At 32.1% G+C, this 18631-nt stretch carries 13 protein-coding genes; 10 read left to right on the top strand and 3 right to left on the bottom strand.

Going from position 1 to position 18631, the window contains the following annotated elements; all coding sequences use genetic code 11:
• Positions 1-3: 3 nt before the first annotated feature.
• The 8 genes from C4S76_RS03210 (at position 4) to C4S76_RS03245 (ending at position 12328) form a co-directional block, all read left to right on the top strand.
• Positions 4-864, top strand: a complete 861-nt coding sequence (locus tag C4S76_RS03210) for a nucleotidyltransferase (protein WP_105192584.1) — start codon at positions 4-6, stop codon at positions 862-864.
• Positions 854-1330: a hypothetical protein gene (locus tag C4S76_RS03215; RefSeq protein WP_105192586.1), complete on the top strand. Its 477-nt coding sequence runs from the start codon at positions 854-856 to the stop codon at positions 1328-1330. The genes C4S76_RS03210 and C4S76_RS03215 overlap by 11 nt, the downstream gene beginning before the upstream one ends.
• Positions 1327-2154 carry a phage baseplate protein gene (locus C4S76_RS03220; RefSeq protein ID WP_105192588.1) on the top strand — a complete coding sequence of 276 codons (828 nt, stop codon included), beginning with the start codon at positions 1327-1329 and terminating at the stop codon, positions 2152-2154. Before C4S76_RS03215 ends, C4S76_RS03220 begins: the two co-directional genes overlap by 4 nt.
• A 282-nt stretch (positions 2155-2436) precedes the next feature.
• Entirely contained in the window at positions 2437-3225 is a 789-nt protein-coding gene (locus tag C4S76_RS11960) for a hypothetical protein (protein ID WP_105192590.1), read from the top strand.
• A 43-nt stretch (positions 3226-3268) separates the two neighbouring features.
• A complete protein-coding gene (locus C4S76_RS03230; protein ID WP_245915781.1) occupies positions 3269-5290 on the top strand; it encodes a hypothetical protein in 2022 nt (673 codons plus the stop codon).
• Between the two features lie 330 nt (positions 5291-5620).
• Positions 5621-7642, top strand: a complete 2022-nt coding sequence (locus tag C4S76_RS03235) for a hypothetical protein (protein WP_105192594.1) — start codon at positions 5621-5623, stop codon at positions 7640-7642.
• 332 nt (positions 7643-7974) lie between these two features.
• Positions 7975-9984: a hypothetical protein gene (locus C4S76_RS03240; RefSeq protein ID WP_146105672.1), complete on the top strand. Its 2010-nt coding sequence runs from the start codon at positions 7975-7977 to the stop codon at positions 9982-9984.
• 337 nt (positions 9985-10321) lie between these two features.
• Positions 10322-12328: a hypothetical protein gene (locus tag C4S76_RS03245; RefSeq protein WP_105192598.1), complete on the top strand. Its 2007-nt coding sequence runs from the start codon at positions 10322-10324 to the stop codon at positions 12326-12328.
• 277 nt (positions 12329-12605) lie between these two features.
• Here C4S76_RS03245 and C4S76_RS03250 read toward each other — a convergent pair whose 3' ends face one another.
• On the bottom strand, positions 12606-13250 hold the full coding sequence (locus C4S76_RS03250; protein ID WP_105192600.1) for a response regulator: 645 nt from the start codon (positions 13248-13250) through the stop codon (positions 12606-12608).
• Positions 13251-13531: 281 nt separating this feature from the next.
• Here C4S76_RS03250 and C4S76_RS03255 point away from each other — a divergent pair, with 281 nt between their 5' ends.
• A complete protein-coding gene (locus C4S76_RS03255; protein ID WP_146105673.1) occupies positions 13532-13768 on the top strand; it encodes a hypothetical protein in 237 nt (78 codons plus the stop codon).
• A 194-nt stretch (positions 13769-13962) separates the two neighbouring features.
• Here C4S76_RS03255 and C4S76_RS03260 read toward each other — a convergent pair whose 3' ends face one another.
• Both C4S76_RS03260 and C4S76_RS03265 read right to left on the bottom strand, forming a co-directional pair.
• Positions 13963-15615, bottom strand: coding sequence for a S8 family peptidase (locus tag C4S76_RS03260; RefSeq protein ID WP_105192604.1), 1653 nt, complete (start codon positions 15613-15615; stop codon positions 13963-13965).
• A 24-nt stretch (positions 15616-15639) separates the two neighbouring features.
• Positions 15640-16236, bottom strand: a complete 597-nt coding sequence (locus C4S76_RS03265; RefSeq protein ID WP_105192606.1) for a WbqC family protein — start codon at positions 16234-16236, stop codon at positions 15640-15642.
• Between the two features lie 845 nt (positions 16237-17081).
• Between C4S76_RS03265 and C4S76_RS03270 the strand changes: the two genes are divergently transcribed.
• Positions 17082-18631: type VI secretion system Vgr family protein (locus C4S76_RS03270; RefSeq protein WP_245915782.1), on the top strand; the 1550-nt coding region annotated here is incomplete at its 3' end.

Consider the following 18631-nt stretch of genomic DNA (forward strand, 5'->3'; position numbering starts at 1 on the left):
CAAATGGCCCGAACAATTGAAGAAATAGAAAACATTATACTGCAAGAAAAAGAAAGTCGTTCAGAATTGAACGGGCTTACTTCAAATTCAAAAGTATCTATTTGGCGTAATTTTATTTATATTATAGCATATATTATTTTTACTCTAGAACTTCTTTTTGATTCACATAAAAAAGAAGTAAATGAGATTTTAATGGATTTAAAACCCCATACAGCACGATGGTATAGAAATAAAGCACTAGCCTTTCAGTATGGATTTGATCTATATTTAGATACAGATGAATTTAATAACGAAGGACACACCGAAGATGATATAAAAAACAGTAAAATTGTAAAATATTCTGCAGTAACCGAAGCACAAAACCAAAGCAGGTTAATAATTAAGATTGCTACAGAAAACGGAGGTAAATTAAGTCCTTTGGACGATACAGTTATTGAATCATTTACTGCATATATGGAAAAAATACGAGATGCAGGAGTTCCATTTACTATAATAAATTACCTTCCAGATTTATTATATCTCAATATTACCATCAAAAGAGATGCTTTAGTTTTAGACAACAAAGGAAATGCTATAGCACCAATCGATGGAGATATACAGCCAATAGAAACTTCTATAAAGCAGTTTTTAAGAGAATTACCTTTTAATGGAGAATTAGTATTATCCAAACTAACAGATAAACTACAAGCCACAACAGGGGTAAAGGATATTAATATAGACAATGCATCTACAGCTTGGATAGACCCAACAATTAATGATTATGGACAAACTCAAAGTATCTATATGTCTAAAATACCAGAATCTGGCTATTTTACAACAGAATATTTAGGAAATAGTTTAATTACAATTACTTATGTGGTATAATCTAAATATAAAAAAATTAAGCATATTAATACTTCCGCCTTTATTAAGAAAAATAAAGATAATTAATTATTTATTTTCATTAATAAAACCCCTAGAAATACTTCATTATTCCTGGTTACAATTTCGTTTTGATAATATATATAAATTAAACCACAATTCCCAAATATGTTACATGCAGGGAATGCTTAATGATCGTTTTGATCCTATTCAGCGCAGAATTATAATTACAAATTCCCATCGATATAAGCAACAGTATATTTATACAGAAGTGGAGAAAAAAATCAAATATTTAGGTACAATTTATCTTAGACAAGATGCAGATTTTGAAGATAATGGGGCAGACTTTTTGGTTTTGGTTCCAATAGAATTACTGAATAATGATAATTTTGAAATGAAAGCTTTAATTGATTATTATCGATTAGCTAGTAAAAGATACAAAATAGAACCTTTAGAAGATATAACATGAATAAATTAGAATATAATAATGCAGGTGGTTTTCCTATGACCACAAACCGATTAGAAGACATACAAGAAACCTATACCCCCCCTATTAACGGATTAGCTGCAATGGCAGGTGATCTAGCAATAATTTCAGGTTGTAATGAATCTGGTAATAATATAATAACGGACGGATTTGTTTTTATAAATGGTGAAATTTTTGAATTTCGGGGAGGAATCAAACTGGCGAATATTACGCTGTTCGAAGAAAAAATAAATAAAGAATTTGAAAACGGGAAACAAAAGGTAGTTATAACCAAAAGGTATTTTACTTTTGGAACAGGTGCTCAAAATTATAAATGGGAAGACTTTAAAAGAATAATGCCTCTTAAAACTCTTACAGAAACTTTTGAAAATAAAGTAAGTCGTTCAGAATTAGAACAATTAAAAAATGAGGTTACCCTTTTGAAAAAACAGAATGCTGTATTTCAAGCTGGGGGTGGTATGGTTTTATGGAACAAACCTGCAAATCAAATTCCGGCAGGATGGCGGGAAGTAGTGGACTGGAGAGGTCGTATGCCAGTTGGATTTGATCCCAATCAAGAGGAATTTAACCAAATAGGGAAAACAGGAGGATCTAAAACACACACCTTATTTCAGACAAACTTGCCGGCCATGTCTTTTTATTTAAAGGATATTGCAATTTGGGGAGTTGGAGGAGGCAGTAAACAACAGGTATTAAGGCAAACTTTTGGACATAATTATTCAATAGAAGGAAGTGGAGGAAATAGTACCCCTGTTAATCATTTAGACCCCTATCGGACAGTATTATTTATAGAATTTATAGGATAAAAATAAGGAGATAGTAACAAAAGAAACATTAAAACCATGGATTTCCAATGGTAAAAAATTAGATGAACAACAATTTTGGGCATGGATGGAAAGCTATTGGCACAAAGAATAAAAAATTAGTTTAGAAGTAATAGGGTATAAACAGTATGTTGTTCAATAAATTAGATAAAGTTCCGGTTGATAAGTTAACAAAAAAATTACTGAATAATGATAATTTTGAAATAAAAGCACTTATAAACTAGCTAGTAAAAGATACTAAAAAGAACCTCTAGAAGATTTAGCATGAATAAATTAGAATATAATAATGCGGGTGGTTTTCCCATGACCACAAACCGATTAGAAGATATACAAGAAACCTATACCCTCCCTATTAATGGATTAGCTGCAATGGCAGGTGATCTTGCAATAATATCAGGTTGTTATGAATCTGGTAATAATATAATAACTGACGGATTTATTTTTATAAATGGTGAAATTTTTGAATTTCGGGGAGGAATCAAACTTGCGAATATTACGCTGTTTGAAGAAAAAGTAGTTAAAGAATTTGAAAATGGGACACAAAAGGTGGTTATAACCAAAAGGTATTTTACTTTTGGAACAGGTGCTCAAAATTATAAATGGGAAAACTTTAAACGTATTCCTCCTTTAACGGAGCTATTGGTGTTTATGAAAGAAACCCGTGAAGAACTTAAAATATTAAAAGCTCAGAATGCACCAATAAATCAAGGAGATGGGATAATATTTTTTGACAATATTGCAGCCTTAATACCTCCAGGATACAATGAAGTTCCAGAAAACGAATGGCGAGGACGTATGCTTATTCACATTAACCGTTCCGTCTCTGAATTTTCAAAAGTAGGAAATTATGGAAGAAGTTGCACCCACATAAACACAATTGAAGAAATGGCTCCTCATAGTCATAATGGACACGTACGAGAAGATACAGGAACATGGAAGGGCGGTGGATATGACTCTACACCAAATTCTACCTCAAATTATGGAAATACTTCCAGTGAAGGTAGCGGTAAAGTACAGTATCATGAATCCTTATCGAGTTGTTCTCTATATTAAATGGGTGGGTTTAGGAAATGGCATTAACGGATATAATAAAAAAATGGTAACAAAAGAAACATTAAAACCATGGTTTTCCAATGGTAAAAAACCAGATGAGCAACAATTTTGGGCTTGGATGGAAAGCTATTGGCACAAAGAAGAAAAAATTCCAATAGAAGTCATAGAGGATATAAATAATATATTGGTCAATAAAGCAGATAAAGAGCTGGTAGACAAGTTAACCCAAGAATTATCCAACAAGGTAGATAATGAAATAGTACAGGCCTTACAAGCCTATGTTTATGGATTAATAGACGATACATTATATACAGCGTCAGACAAAACCTATTCGATAGACAAAATACGAGAGATTACAGAAGAATTCTTAACAGAAGCAGTAACCGATGTAAGCTATGATGAAGAAACTGGTACCTTAATTATTGAATATAAAGAAGATGAGTCCAAAGAAATAAACCTGCCAAAAGATAATTTCTTATCAGAGGTAAAATATAATCCGGAAACCAAGGAAATAAAATTTACCATGTCGGGCGGTTCAATTTTTACCGTAAATCTATCAGATTCATTTACAACTTACGAAGCATCAGAAAAAGGAGGGTTAGAAATAGTTAATACCAATCAATTTCAAATTAAAGAAAAAGGAGTAGTATCAACAATGCTAAGTGAAGAATTACAAGAAAAACTTAGTAAAACAGGCGGTACACTTCAAGAAATAACCACAAATGGGAATAGTACCGATAAAGATATAATAACCAATGAAGCAATAATAGGGCGCGATATAACCAATGAAAATTTAAAATTTGGAAAAGATGCCTTAAAATCTGTTACCACGGCAAAATACAACACCGCAATAGGAGATAATGCCCTTGTGGACAATCAAACCTCTCCAGAAAATACAGCCATTGGATATAACGCACTGAATAAACTGAATGGAAAAGGTGATTATAACACGGCTTTAGGTGCTTATGCAGGAGAAGCAATTATAGAATCTATGAACTGTACATTTATAGGTACAGCTGCAGGACATGTAGCACCTAATGCTAATAGGGATACCTTTATCGGTGCAACTTCCGGTTATAAATACACCGGACAGCCTAAAGATAACGGCTTACCGGTGGGCAAAATGGATTCAGGATCAAATACATTTGTTGGTGATTCCGCAGGATATAGTATGACCAGAGGCTTTGGTAATACCTTTGTTGGTAACAGATCGGGAGTTTATTTTACTTATGGAGGGGCTTATAATACCTTTATAGGCTATGGCATCACTAACTTTACAAGTCACACTTATGGAACTAATAACGTAATAATCGGGGCTAATGCTCCATGCTATGGATATATAGCAAACAAACTTATTATACATTCTCAAGGGGATGGGAAGAATGGGGGAAGTTATGCAACTGAGGCATTAATTAAAGGAGATTTTGCTGAACGTTGGTTTAAGCTTTCAGGAAAATATATACTAAATTACACCTATACTCCCGATGCGGATTCTACCCCTGTAGAGGGGCAACAAGCATTTACTCCTACCAAAATGTTAGTAGCTGATGCAGGAGGCAACGTAGGAATAAAAAAAATTCCGACCCCTGAAACTCCTATAAGTAGTACATTTTTACATACAAAAAATTATTATTCCACAATTTTTGCCCATGCGTTTACCGAAACATCAGAAACGGATTATATTAAAATACAAGATGCAATACCCGGCAATGTCAGTAATCTTTTCATAAGAGGTAGGTTATTAGTAGCAGGAGCTTATCAGAAATTTGAATTAATAGGTAGTCTAAATAATACAGGGTTTAACAGTTGTTTTTTAGAGACGTCAAAGAGTGAAGATTTAATTAATTCAATAGGGCTGGTTTATTATGATAAAGGTCAGGTTATGCTTTGGATCAAAGGAAATGTAAACCACCAAAATACCTATACCAACATTATAATAGATCAAATACAAGCGTTTGAAGGTTCTACCGATCTCAATTGGAATGATAATGCGTTAGTGGAATTTAAAGCAAATACCCTAAATGAAAGTTTAATAACAGCATCTATCACGGCTCAATTAATTTAAAAAAAGTAAATAACAAATTACAAATAGAAGAAAAAATAAATTCTTTAGAGGAAAAATTTTTAAGAGCTTCTATAATTTAAATACATAAAACAAATTAACAAGAGAAACGCGAACATAATACAAAGTAAAAAAAATAGTAATTAATTATTTGATATTAAGTGTGTTGGTGGGTTCGTTAAGAGGGGGAGGGAAACCATGATTTTAGGAGGCAAAGAGTAAATATAAATAATTCAGAAAGCATACAACTTTACCAACCATCCCTGTTATCTCTCGATTGTAATACTCAAATGGGGAGAAATAGGAAATGGCATTAACGGATATAATAAAAAAATGGTAACAAAAGAAACATTAAAACCATGGTTTTCCAATGGTAAAAAACCAGATGAGCAACAATTTTGGGCTTGGATGGAAAGCTATTGGCACAAAGAAGAAAAAATTCCAATAGAAGTCATAGAGGATATAAATAATATATTGGTCAATAAAGCAGATAAAGAGCTGGTAGACAAGTTAACCCAAGAATTATCCAACAAGGTAGATAATGAAATAGTACAAGCCTTACAAGCCTATGTTTATGGATTAATAGACGATACATTATATACAGCATCAGACAAAACCTATTCGATAGACAAAATACGAGAGATTACAGAAGAATTCTTAACGGAAGCAGTAACAGATATAGATTATGATGCACAAACTGGTATCTTAACTATTGAGTATAAAGAAGATGAGTCCAAAGAAATAAACCTGCCAAAAGATAATTTCTTATCAGAGGTAAAATATAATCCGGAAACCAAGGAAATAAAATTTACCATGTCGGGCGGTTCAATTTTTACCGTAAATCTATCAGATTCATTTACAACTTACGAAGCATCAGAAAAAGGAGGGTTAGAAATAGTTAATACCAATCAATTTCAAATTAAAGAAAAAGGAGTAGTATCAACAATGCTAAGTGAAGAATTACAAGAAAAACTTAGTAAAACAGGCGGAACACTTCAAGAAATAACCACAAATGGGAATAATACAAATAAAGATATAATAATCAATGAAGCAGTAATAGGGCGCGATATAACCAATGAAAATTTAAAATTTGGAAAAGATGCCTTAAAATCTGTTACCACGGCAAAATACAACACCGCAATAGGAGATAATGCCCTTGTGGACAATCAAACCTCTCCAGAAAATACAGCCATTGGGCATAACGCACTGAATAAACTGAATGGAGATGGTGATTATAACACGGCTTTAGGATCTGATACAGGAATAGCGACTATAGAATCTATGAACTGTACATTTATAGGAGCTGCCGCAGGATATGCAGCAAGTAAAACTAATAGAGATACCTTTATTGGAACTATTTCCGGTTATTCATACACCGGACAGCCTAAAGATAACGGCTTGCCGGTGGGTAAAATGCCTTCAGGTTCAAATACATTTGTTGGTGAAGCCGCAGGATTTGGTATGACCAGAGGCTTTGGTAATACCTTTGTTGGTGCCAAATCGGGATGTTTTTTTACTTATGGAGGGGCTTATAATACCTTTGTAGGCTATGGCATCGCTAACTTTACAAGTGACACTTATGGAACTAATAACGTAATAATCGGGGCTAATGCTCCATGCTACGGATATATAGCAAATAAACTTATTATACATTCTCAAGGGGATGCTGATAATGGGGGGAGTTATGCAACTGAGGCATTAATTAAAGGAGATTTTGCTGAACGTTGGTTTAAGCTTTCAGGAAAATATATACTAAATTACACCTATACTCCCGATGCGGATTCTACCCCTGTAGAGGGGCAACAAGCATTTACTCCTACCAAAATGTTGGTAGCTGATGCAGGAGGCAACGTAGGAATAAAAAAAATTCCGACCCCTGAAACTCCTATAAGTAGTACATTTTTACATACAAAAAATTATTATTCCACAATTTTTACCCATGCGTTTACCGAAACATCAGAAACGGATTATATTAAAATACAAGATGCAATACCCGGCAATGTCAGTAATCTTTTCATAAAGGGTAGGTTATTAGTAGCAGGAACTTATCAGAAATTTGAATTAATAGGTAGTCTAAATAATACAGGGTTTAACAGTTGTTTTTTAGAGACGTCAAAGAGTGAAGATTTAATTAATTCAATAGGGTTGGTTTATTATGATAAAGGTCAGGTTATGCTTTGGATTAAAGGAAATGTAAACCACCAAAATACCTATACCAACATTATAATAGATCAAATACAAGCGTTTGAAGGTTCTACCAATCTCAGATGGAATGATAATGCGTTAGTGGAATTTAAAGCAAATACCCTAAATGAAAGTTTAATAACAGCATCTATCACGGCTCAATTAATTTAAAAAAAGTAAATAACAAATTACAAATAGAAGAAAAAATAAATTCTTTAGAGGAAAAATTTTTAAGAGCTTCTATAATTTAAATACATAAAACAAATTAACAAGAGAAACGCGAACATCATACAGAGTTTAAAAAATAGTAATTAATTATTTGATATTAAGTGTGTTGGTGGGTTCGTTAAGAGGGGGAGGGAAACCATGATTTTAGGAGGCAAAGAGTAAATATAAATAATTCAGAAAGCATACAACTTTACCACCCATTTCCTGTTATCGCTCAATTATATTAATCAAATGGGCCGGAATAGGAAATGGCATTAACGGATAAAAATAAAAAAATGGTAACAAAAGAAACATTAAAACCATGGTTTTCCAATGGAAAAAAACCAGATGAACAACAATTTTGGACTTGGATGGAAAGCTATTGGCACAAAGAAGAAAAAATTCCAATAGAAGTCATAGAGGATATAAATAATATATTGGTCAATAAAGCAGATAAAGAGCTGGTAGACAAGTTAACCCAAGAATTATCCAACAAGGTAGATAATGAAATAGTACAGGCCTTACAAGCCTATGTTTATGGATTAATAGACGATACATTATATACAGCATCAGACAAAACCTATTCGATAGACAAAATACGAGAGATTACAGAAGAATTCTTAACAGAAGCAGTAACCGATGTAAGCTATGATGAAGAAACTGGTACCTTAATTATTGAATATAGAGAAGATGAACCCGAAGAAATTAACCTACCTATAGGTAATTTTTTATCAGAGGTAAAATATAATCCGGAAACCAAGGAAATAAAATTTACCATGTCGGGCGGTTCAATTTTTACTGTAAATCTATCAGATTCATTTACAACTTACGAAGCATCAGAAAAAGGAGGGTTAGAAATAGTTAATACCAATCAATTTCAAATTAAAGAAAAAGGAGTAGTATCAACAATGCTAAGTGAAGAACTACAAGAAAAACTTAGTAAAACAGGCGAAACACTTCAAGAAATAACCACAAAAGGAAATAGTACAAATAAAGATATAATAACCAATGAAGCAGTAATAGGCCATGATCCAATCAATGGAAGTTTAAGATTTGGGAAAAACGCCTTAAAATCTTCTACCTCGGCAAAAAACAACACCGCAATAGGAGATAATGCCTTAGCAGACAATGTTAACTCTGATGGAAATACAGCTATTGGATACAATACATTATCTAAACAAAACCATAATGGTGGTATGTGTACTACTGCAGTAGGGGCTCATGCGGGAGAAAATATTATTATTTCTATACATTCAACTATTATCGGGAACAATGCCGCCCAATCAGCTAAAACTTCTAGAGATGATACCATTATTGGAGCTAATGCCGCTTATAACTATGATCCTAAAGAATGGAAAAATGTATATGATTCGGGTTGGAATACTATTATTGGTGAAAGTGCTGGATATAAAATAAAAACAGGCTTTGGAAATACCTTCCTAGGTGCAAAATCAGGAATAAATTTCGGATCTGAAGGATCCAATAATACTTTTATAGGCTATAACATTACGGGCGGGACAGAACAAACTTACGGAAATAACAATGTGTTTATTGGATCCAATGTAGTTTGTAACGGATATATGGAAAACAGGTTGATTATACATTCTCAGGAAGATGAAGCTTATGGGGGGAGTATGTCCGATGATAATCTTATAGAAGGAGATTTTGCTGAACGTTGGTTTAAGCTCTCAGGAAAATATATACTAAATTACACCTATACTCCCGATGCTGATTCTACCCCGGTAGAAGGGCAACAAGCATTTACCCCTACCAAAATGTTAGTAGCTGATGCAGAGGGCAAGGTAGGAATTCAAAATATCCAGAAAACTGGAGCTCCAGTAAACAATAATTTTTTTTATATAAAAAATTATTATTCCGCAATTTTTACCCATGCGTTTACCGAAACATCAGAAACGGATTATATTAAAATACAAGATACTATACCTGGCAATGTCAGTAATCTTATTATAAAAGGCAGGTTAATAGTAAAAGGAGCTTATCAGGAATTTAAATTAATAAATAGTCTAAATTATACAGGGTTTAACAGTTGTTTTTTAGAGACGTCAAAGAGTGAAGATTTAATTAATTCAATAGGGTTGGTTTATTATGATAAAGGTCAGGTTATGCTTTGGATCAAAGGAAATGTAAACCACAAAAATACCTCTACAAGCATTATAATAGATCAAATACAAGCGTTTGAAGGTTCTACCAATCTCAGATGGAATGATAATGCGTTAGTGGAATTTAAAGCAAATACCCTAAATGAAAGTTTAATAACAGCATCTATCACGGCTCAATTAATTTAAAAAAAGTAAATAACAAATTACAAATTGAAGGAAAAATAAATTCTTTAGAGGAAAAATTTTAATAGAGCTTCTATAGTTTAAATACAAAAAAATAATTAACAAGAGAAACACAAAAAAATACAGAGTTTGAAAATTAGTAATTAATTATCTGATATTAGGTGTATTGGTGAATGCTTTAAGAGGGTAATAAAAAGCGAGGCCATGATGTTAGGCGGCTAAGAGTAAATATAAATAATTCAGGGAGCGTACAACTTTACCAACCATTCCCTGTTATCACTCGATTGTAATACTCAAATGGGGTGAAATAGGAAATGGGATAAATGTATAAAAATAAGAAATGGAAACAAAAGAAACATTAAAACCATGGTTTTCCAATGGAAAAAAACCAGATGAACAACAATTTTGGGCTTGGTTGGAGAGTTATTGGCACAAAGAAGAAAAAATTCCAATAGAAGTCATAGAGGATATAAATAATATATTGGTCAATAAAGCAGATAAAGAGAAGGTTGATAAATTAACCCAAGAATTATCAAACAAGGTAGATAATGAAATAGTAAAAGCCTTACAAACCTATGTTTATGGTTTAATTGACGATACATTATATACAGCATCAGACAAAACCTATTCAATTAACAAAATAATAGAAATTACAGAAGAATTCTTAAAAAGAGCAGTAACAGATATTGATTATGATGCAGAAACAAGTACCTTAATTATTGAATATGAAGAAGGAGTAACTAGAGAAATTATCTTGTCTAAATATAAGTTCTTAATAGAGGTAAAGTACAATCCGGAAACTAAAGAAATAACTTTTATAATGTCTGATGGTTCAATTTTAACAGAAAGGATTCTAACTTATAAAGCATCAGGAAATGGGGGACTGGAAGTAATTAATACCAATCAATTCCAGATTAAAGAAAAAGGAGTAGTATCAACTATGCTAAGTGAAGAACTACTGAAAAAAATACAAGAAAAACTTAGTAAAACAGGAGAAACACTTCAAGAAATAACATCAAGAGGAAATGAAACCGATAAAGATATAATAATCAATGAAGCAGTAATAGGCCGTGATGCAACCAATGAAAACCTAAAATTTGGGAAAGGTTCCTTAAAAAGCGTTACCACGGCAAAATACAACACCGCAATAGGAGATAATGCCTTAGCAGCCAATCAAACTTCTTGTTCTAATACAGCTGTTGGACATTATACATTATCTAAAATGCAAAATGGTGATCATAATACAGCAGTAGGGGGTAATGCGGGGTGTAATATTATATCTTCTTTAAATTCGACTTTTATTGGGCATAATGCCGCTAGAACATCTATATCAGCTAGAGATGAAACCATTATTGGGGCTAATGCATTTATTAACTATAATCCTGATGAATTGAATTATGGAACAGAAGAAAAACCTATACAACCGGGATGCAATACTTCTATTGGTGCTTACGCTGGATATGACATAAAAACAGGCTTTGGAAATACCTATATAGGTACAAGATCAGGGTTATTTATTGAACCGAAAGGAGCTTACAATACCTTTATAGGCAATGACATTGAAAGCGATACAAAACAAACTTATAGAAATAATTGTGTGATTATTGGCGCCAATGTAGTTTGTAAAGAAAATATGGATAATAGGTTGATTATAAATTCTCATGAGATAGAGATTCATAATCATGAGGAACTTATTGATGGAGATTTTAAGAAACGTTGGTTTAAGTTAAATGGTAAATACGTTCTAAATTACAAATATACTCCCAATGCTGATGCAGCTCCTGTAGAAGGGCAACAAGCATTTACTCCAACCAAAATGTTAGTAGCTGATGCCGAGGGCAATGTAGGAATTCAAAATAATCAAACACCTGAAACTCCGATAATCAGTGATTATTTATATACAAAGAACTATTTCTCAACATTTTTTTCCCATCAATTTTCAGAGACTTCAGAAATAGATTATATAAAAATTCAAGAGATTATTTCAGGAAATATTAGTAATTTGATAGTAAAAGGAAGAATAATAATATCAGGAGTTTATCAAAAATTTAAATTGATAGGTTGTTTAAATAATAACGGATTTGATTCTTGCTATTTAAAAACTTCAAAGAATGAAGATTTAATTAATAGTATTGGATTGATTTACTATGATGAAAGATCATTAATGTTATGGATCAAAGGAAATACAACATATAAAACTGAGAATGCAAATATTATTATAGATCGAATACAAGCATATGAAAGCTCAAACCAACTAAAATGGAAAGATGATGCATTAGTTGAATTTAAAGCAAATACCCTAAATGAAAGCTTAATTACTGCATCTATCACAGCTCAATTAATTTAAAAAAGTAAATAACAAACTATAAATAGAAGAAAAAATAAATTCTTTGGAAAAGAAATTTTGATAATACTTATATAGTTTAAATACATAAAAAAATTAACAAGAGAAATACGAAATAATAATGAGTAAAAAATAGTTATTAATTATCTTAAATTAATAACCAATTGATTGTATAATTTAATAAAAATATTCAAAAAATGAATAGAATTATTATTAAAAAATAAGTAAAAAATAAAATATATATATTTAAACCAAAAATGAATTAATTTTTATAAAGATTTTATAGTAAACCTTCATTTATAAAGAGTAATACTAATTCAGTTGTATTTTTAGCACCCATATCTTCTCTCATAACCATAAGCCTTTTATTAATATAGCTTTCACTATTGGGCATATAATTCAATTTTTTAAATGTTTGGGATATTATTTTAACACTGTATCCTTTACTTACAAGTTTTACTATTTCTATATCATTTACCTCCCATTTAATTATGTATTTTTCATTTAAATTTGTCCATTTTTTGCCATTAAAAATTTCGTACATAGCTTCTTTTAGTATTTTTATATCACCTCTGCCTTTTTCAACAAAACCATCAATATTATAATTATCAAACAGAGAATTAATTTTATACAGTTTATTTTCCACAGAAAAAACAAGAATTTTAACTTCAGGAAATTCTTGTTTTATTTTTATTATTAATTCTTCTCCAGATTCAATATTTACGGGTCTGTCTATCTTAAAAAATAAATCAGTGATTAATAACTGATAAGGTTTTTGTTCTGCATAAGATTTTCTAATTTGTAGTAAAGCATCATCACAATAATAAACCTGATTTATCGAGGGAATTTTAAGTTCTTCGAGAAATTTCATTATGGCAAAGTTATAGCTATTAAAATCCTCAGCAATAAGAATTTTTTCAAACATACTTTAAGCGCTATTTTTTTATTATAATTACAAATATAAGTCTTTTTATTTATGTTTTATATATTTAAATGGAATTTTTATTGATTATTTAATATATAATGTATTTAGGGTAATAAAATAAATAATATATATTATTATTTCTTGAAATATTATTATTATTAATAGGTATTTATATGTTTTTTATTCAAAGATATTAATTATATGATATGTATCATAAATGAAAAATCTTTCACGGAATTCTGATATGACTGCCATAAGTTTACATATAAAAAACTAAAGAAATGAAAATGAATAAATTTACTATTGAACAATATGTTATTATCAATGAAATATTAGGATGTATAATTTATGTAAGTGAAAATGTTATTGGATTAAGTACTGATAAAAAAGAAATAATATGTATTAATGTTAAAGATATTAAAAAAGTTAAATTTTTAGAAGAGACACAATTGTTTGATGATTACATAGTTGAATATGAAGGATATTTATATATATATTTTAAAAATGAAATAATATAATTTTAAATAATAAAATTAGAAAGTATGTAGAAACATAAATTTAGTCTTAATAAGTAAAGTAATTTTAAATGAGTACTTTTTGTTTTGAAAATTTGGTATAATTTGATTTTGCGATTATAGAATTGAATGATTTAAAAATAAAAAAGGAGAGTTTTTTAACTCTCCTTTTTTTATAAATATTAAATTTATTGATCTTAATTTCTAGCTTTAGAAGCATAATTTTCATAAGCATATTTAACAGCTTTGTACACATCTACCACCCCACCGGATACAGATAGTTTATCAAAAGTAGTATCAGCATCTTCATCTAAAAGCAACGGGTCAGTATTTTTATTAGAAGTTTTTATTAAGATATCTTTTACTTCTATCGCAGTTAAATTTGGAAAATATGCCCACAATAAAGCAGCGCAACCTGCAACTACAGGAGAAGCCATACTAGTACCCTGTAAAAATTTATATCCGCTTTTAGTTATAGTTGAATAAATTTCTAAACCTGGAGCAAAAATATCCACTTTTTGCCCATAATTAGAGAAAGAAGCTTTCAGTTTATCATTATATCGAGTACTTGCACCTACAGTTATCCAGTTATTAACAAAAGAAGTTTTTTCGCCGTCTTTATAATTAGTAGGATAATTAAAAGTAAGATCTAAATTTTTATTATCATTTCCGGCAGCATGTACCATTAATACTCCTTTGCTTTCAGCATATTTCATCGCTTCCCATACTCTTTCCTTATTCGGAGAAAACGACTTTCCGAAACTCATATTAATTATTTTAGCTCCATTATCAACAGCATAAAAAATAGCATTAGCAATATCTTTATCCCTTTCATCTCCGTTAGGAACGGCTCTTACAACCATAATTTTAGCTACATCACCGGCTATTCCATCCATACCTATATGGTTATTTCGTTCAGCAGCAATAATTCCGGAAACATGAGTGCCATGAAGAGCATCCGGACCTTCTACCTCTTGATTTCCATAATATTTTTGAGTAAGATCCGCATAATTATCCCCAACAATATTACGAGGGTCAAAATCCTTATTCAACATATATTTTTCCTGATTGCCAAAATAATCCAAACCTTCTTTAAGCTGGGCTAATGCAATTTTTTCAAATTCGTCTATGGTTTTTCCTTTTACAGATTCATCTTCAGCCAACATCAGAATATAATTCTTTATTCCCGAGTTAGCTATGTTTTGAGCATTTTCTTCAGTTATGGTTTTATTTCCCAAGGCCATTCGTAAAGTAGAAACCATTTGTCCTATTTGTTTTTGGTTTTCTTGTATATTATTCAAACCTTTTTCGGTAGCTTTAAGTTTAGAATCATATACTAATTTAGCTCTTTTATATTCCTGGTATTCATTTGGATATTTTGTTATATTTGCCTGATTCGCAGAAGCGTCGGTTCCCTCAAATAAATTTTCATATTTTACCACTACACGCGTAGCTTCCATGGTGTCTTGATTTACATCTTTTCCATCTTTTCCACCTATAAAATCCCAACCATGAACATCATCAGCATATCCGTTTTTATCATCATCTTTTTTATTATTAGGCTTTTCTTTAGGATTTACCCATATATTATTTTTAAGATCAGGGTGATCGATTTGAACTCCGCTATCAATAACCCCTACAATAATAGTAGATGGTTTTAACCCTTTAGATTTAACAAAATCTATAGCATCATCAGTTCCGACCCCGTAAACTCCTGTTTTTTCATAATTTTGATGATACCAATTTTTTAATGAAGTAGAATCTATTTCAGCCATGGTATTTTCCTGTGCAAATACAACAGAGAAATTCAAAGCAAAAGCTAAAGAAAGACTTAAAAATATTTTTTTCATTGAATTATTATTTTACAATATATTTTAATTGTTTGTTATATAAGTAGCAGATTTCGGGCCAATGTTACAAATCAGATCTAATATAGATAAATCATTCATAAAGGAAAATCGGTCTGAAAATACTTGTATATATTTTTTATTTGCAAATTTTCCCGATTCCTTGGCATTAAAAAAACTCCTGTAATCTTTATCAGGAGGATTTTTATAAAATTCCGCTGTAAGCCGGAAAGAAAAATCGTATTTCAGAGTTTTGCTTACCCATTCCAGCGTTTTAAGATTTAGATCGAACAAAAAAATTTCTTTTTTTTCAAAAATTTCCTTTAAACTATCTTCATAATATTCAAAATACGGAGAACTTTGATAAGAAGATTGCAAAGATTTCCAATGTAATTTTTGCCAAGCAGAGGCATAACATATTTTAATATCTTTAAAAATACGTGCTCCGGAATGTTCTATGGGTATAATTAACGGAAGCCTGCCGTTAGCCCCCTGAATAATACAACGGTTCCTGTAGGTTTGTTTAGGAAAATTTTCCCATTGTTCCAACCATACTTTATCAGCATTTGCCCAGGTAATAAAATAAGAAACAGGACCAAAATAGAAATTAGATAGTGTAATCATGTTTTTTATTAAAAAAGCAAATGTAAGTAATAATTATAATCTTCAAAATCTGTTTTTCTGTAAGGGTAAACATGAAGACTTTTTACTAATTATGTAATAGGTTAGAATTTCAATATTCCTACTTTTAGATTTCTTATATATTACCTACCTCAGTATAAGTTTTTTTGTGAATTATATTAAATACTTTTTATTATATAATTTTTAAACCGATTTTTTTATAATATTTTTCCATGTTTGTAATATTGAAGGGGGAAAACTTTAAGATTTTATAATATTTTTTAGAGAGCATAACTCAAGCCTAAAGGATTTTTAGAGTTGCTATACTTACTTAGTTGTTTTTATAAGAAAGTTTAAAAAACCTATCTTCCTGATTTTTATAAACCGTATATTCCCTTTATCCATAATACATGAGCAGGAATGTTGTTATACAAACCGAACAGAATCCTTTCATAGAAAGCAATACATAAAAAAAATAATTAAAAAAAAGTTGACCGTATATTAAAATAAATCCTATTTTTGCTTATCTCATTATGAGGTTAATAATGATTAATTATTTAGTTATTTAATAAAAAACAACTCAAAAACCTAGCTTTATGTCAGATTCATTATTTCCGGAGCCAGAGGAACTGCCTTCTTCCCCCTTCAAAATCCTGAGCCAGGAAGAAATTGCCCGCCAACAATCCCTACAGGGCATAATTGCTACCTATGGCGGAAGCCGCGAAAACCAATACGGCGACTCTCCCTTGGTAAGCGTTTTTGTACAAATATCAGGAGAAGCAAGATTCACCCACACGAACTTCCGCCTTCAAATCCGCCAGAGGGTTAATTCCCACGATACCTTTGAAATGCTCTGCGATCCCGATGAGTACGGAGAAAACCAAGCCTACCTGTTAGAAAACAGCCGTAAAGATTTAGGCAAGCGCATAACCTTTACCTTCAAGCAATGGGGAAAAAGCTGCTCGTTGTTTACCGGTGTACTTACAAGCATTTCCACCCGCAAAAAAGATGGAATCAAACAAATCGTCCTGCAGGGAAAATCGCCCTCTATCCTGATGGAAAACGGGTCTCATTGCCGCAGCTTCGAGAACCAGAGCCTCGAAGAAATCATCAAAGAAGTCATCCGCGACTATCCCCAAAACCTTATAAATTTCACAATCAACCCCAACCATAAAGAAAAAATCCCCTATATAGTACAATATAACGAGACCGATTTTGCCTTTATCCAACGTTTGGCGGCACGTTACGGAGAATATTTCTACTATGACGGCAGCCGCTTTGTCTTCTCTCCCTGGGGCGGAAAGATTACCGAACTGATGGAAGGAGAAGATGTTTATGATTATGAATTGAAAATGGAGGTACAGCCCCAGCACTACCACTATAGCGGATACGACCCCAAGCAGTCTCAGAGCTATAGCGTAGACTCTTCGGGGCAGTCGGTAGAAGCTTCACAAAACCCCTTCCAGCAATATGCCGATCAGGTATCCCAAAAGCTCTTCCATGTAGAACCTTCGGGCTTTTACGAACAAAGCCTGCTGCCCCAGAATCGACGGGATATAGAACAGGCGGTTTTGAGGGAAAACAAAAAAAGACAAAACCTGATAGATATAGAAGTAACCTCCAATAATCCGAATATAATGCTCGGAGATATAGCTAAGATGCTGGTTTGGATTCCGGATCACAAAATATTCAAAAACGGGAAAGTACCTATAGAATCCTATAAAATCACGGAGATTATACATAACTTTGCCGATGGTGAGGGGTATACCAATACCTTTTACGGAGTGCCTAAAGACCTGAGTGTACCTTTTTACACAGACCTTACCGATACCCCCAAGGCAGACATCCAGCATGCCAAGGTTATAGATAATAAAGACCCACAGAAAATGGGAAGGGTACGGGTACAATTTACCTGGCAGCAGCCGTCAAACAGCAGTACCCCTTGGGTACAGGTGATACAGCCGCATAGTGGGGGAAGCAAGGGTACGTATTTTAACCCGGAGATTGGGGAAATGGTCTTATGTGCCTTTCAAGGAGGCAATGCCGAATGTCCGGTAGTACTGGGGACTGCCTATAACGGAGGGGAAATTGCGGCGTATTATACGCAAGGGAATGATATAAAGGTGATACAAACCCGCAGTGGAACCAAGATTATCTTTAACGATGCCCAAGGGAAGGGATCCATCTTGATAGAAGACCCCAGCGGAAACAAAATGTTTATGGATGGTGAAGGGAATATCTCGGTACATGCGCCTAAAAATTTTTCTGTACATGCCGGGGAAGATATAAAGCTGAGTGCCGGAAAAAATATGGTTACCAACGTAGGAATAGATCAAACCACAAGCGTAGGGAAAAATTCCTCCACCCAGGTAGGCAGGCAGTATTCCTTGTTTGCCGC

Source organism: Apibacter adventoris, from assembly GCF_002964965.1.
GTDB lineage: Bacteria > Bacteroidota > Bacteroidia > Flavobacteriales > Weeksellaceae > Apibacter > Apibacter adventoris.

Excerpts from the sequence above, each read along its gene's own strand:
- C4S76_RS03230 (WP_245915781.1), top strand. The coding sequence starts at position 3,269 with ATGGTAACAAAAGAAACATTAAAACCATGGTTTTCCAATGGTAAAAAA.
- C4S76_RS11960 (WP_105192590.1), top strand. The coding sequence starts at position 2,437 with ATGAATAAATTAGAATATAATAATGCGGGTGGTTTTCCCATGACCACA.
- C4S76_RS03235 (WP_105192594.1), top strand. The coding sequence starts at position 5,621 with ATGGTAACAAAAGAAACATTAAAACCATGGTTTTCCAATGGTAAAAAA.
- C4S76_RS03260 (WP_105192604.1), bottom strand. The coding sequence starts at position 15,615 with ATGAAAAAAATATTTTTAAGTCTTTCTTTAGCTTTTGCTTTGAATTTC.
- C4S76_RS03245 (WP_105192598.1), top strand. The coding sequence starts at position 10,322 with ATGGAAACAAAAGAAACATTAAAACCATGGTTTTCCAATGGAAAAAAA.
- C4S76_RS03255 (WP_146105673.1), top strand. The coding sequence starts at position 13,532 with ATGAAAATGAATAAATTTACTATTGAACAATATGTTATTATCAATGAA.
- C4S76_RS03220 (WP_105192588.1), top strand. The coding sequence starts at position 1,327 with ATGAATAAATTAGAATATAATAATGCAGGTGGTTTTCCTATGACCACA.
- C4S76_RS03240 (WP_146105672.1), top strand. The coding sequence starts at position 7,975 with ATGGTAACAAAAGAAACATTAAAACCATGGTTTTCCAATGGAAAAAAA.
- C4S76_RS03215 (WP_105192586.1), top strand. The coding sequence starts at position 854 with ATGTGGTATAATCTAAATATAAAAAAATTAAGCATATTAATACTTCCG.
- C4S76_RS03265 (WP_105192606.1), bottom strand. The coding sequence starts at position 16,236 with ATGATTACACTATCTAATTTCTATTTTGGTCCTGTTTCTTATTTTATT.
- C4S76_RS03250 (WP_105192600.1), bottom strand. The coding sequence starts at position 13,250 with ATGTTTGAAAAAATTCTTATTGCTGAGGATTTTAATAGCTATAACTTT.
- C4S76_RS03210 (WP_105192584.1), top strand. The coding sequence starts at position 4 with ATGGCCCGAACAATTGAAGAAATAGAAAACATTATACTGCAAGAAAAA.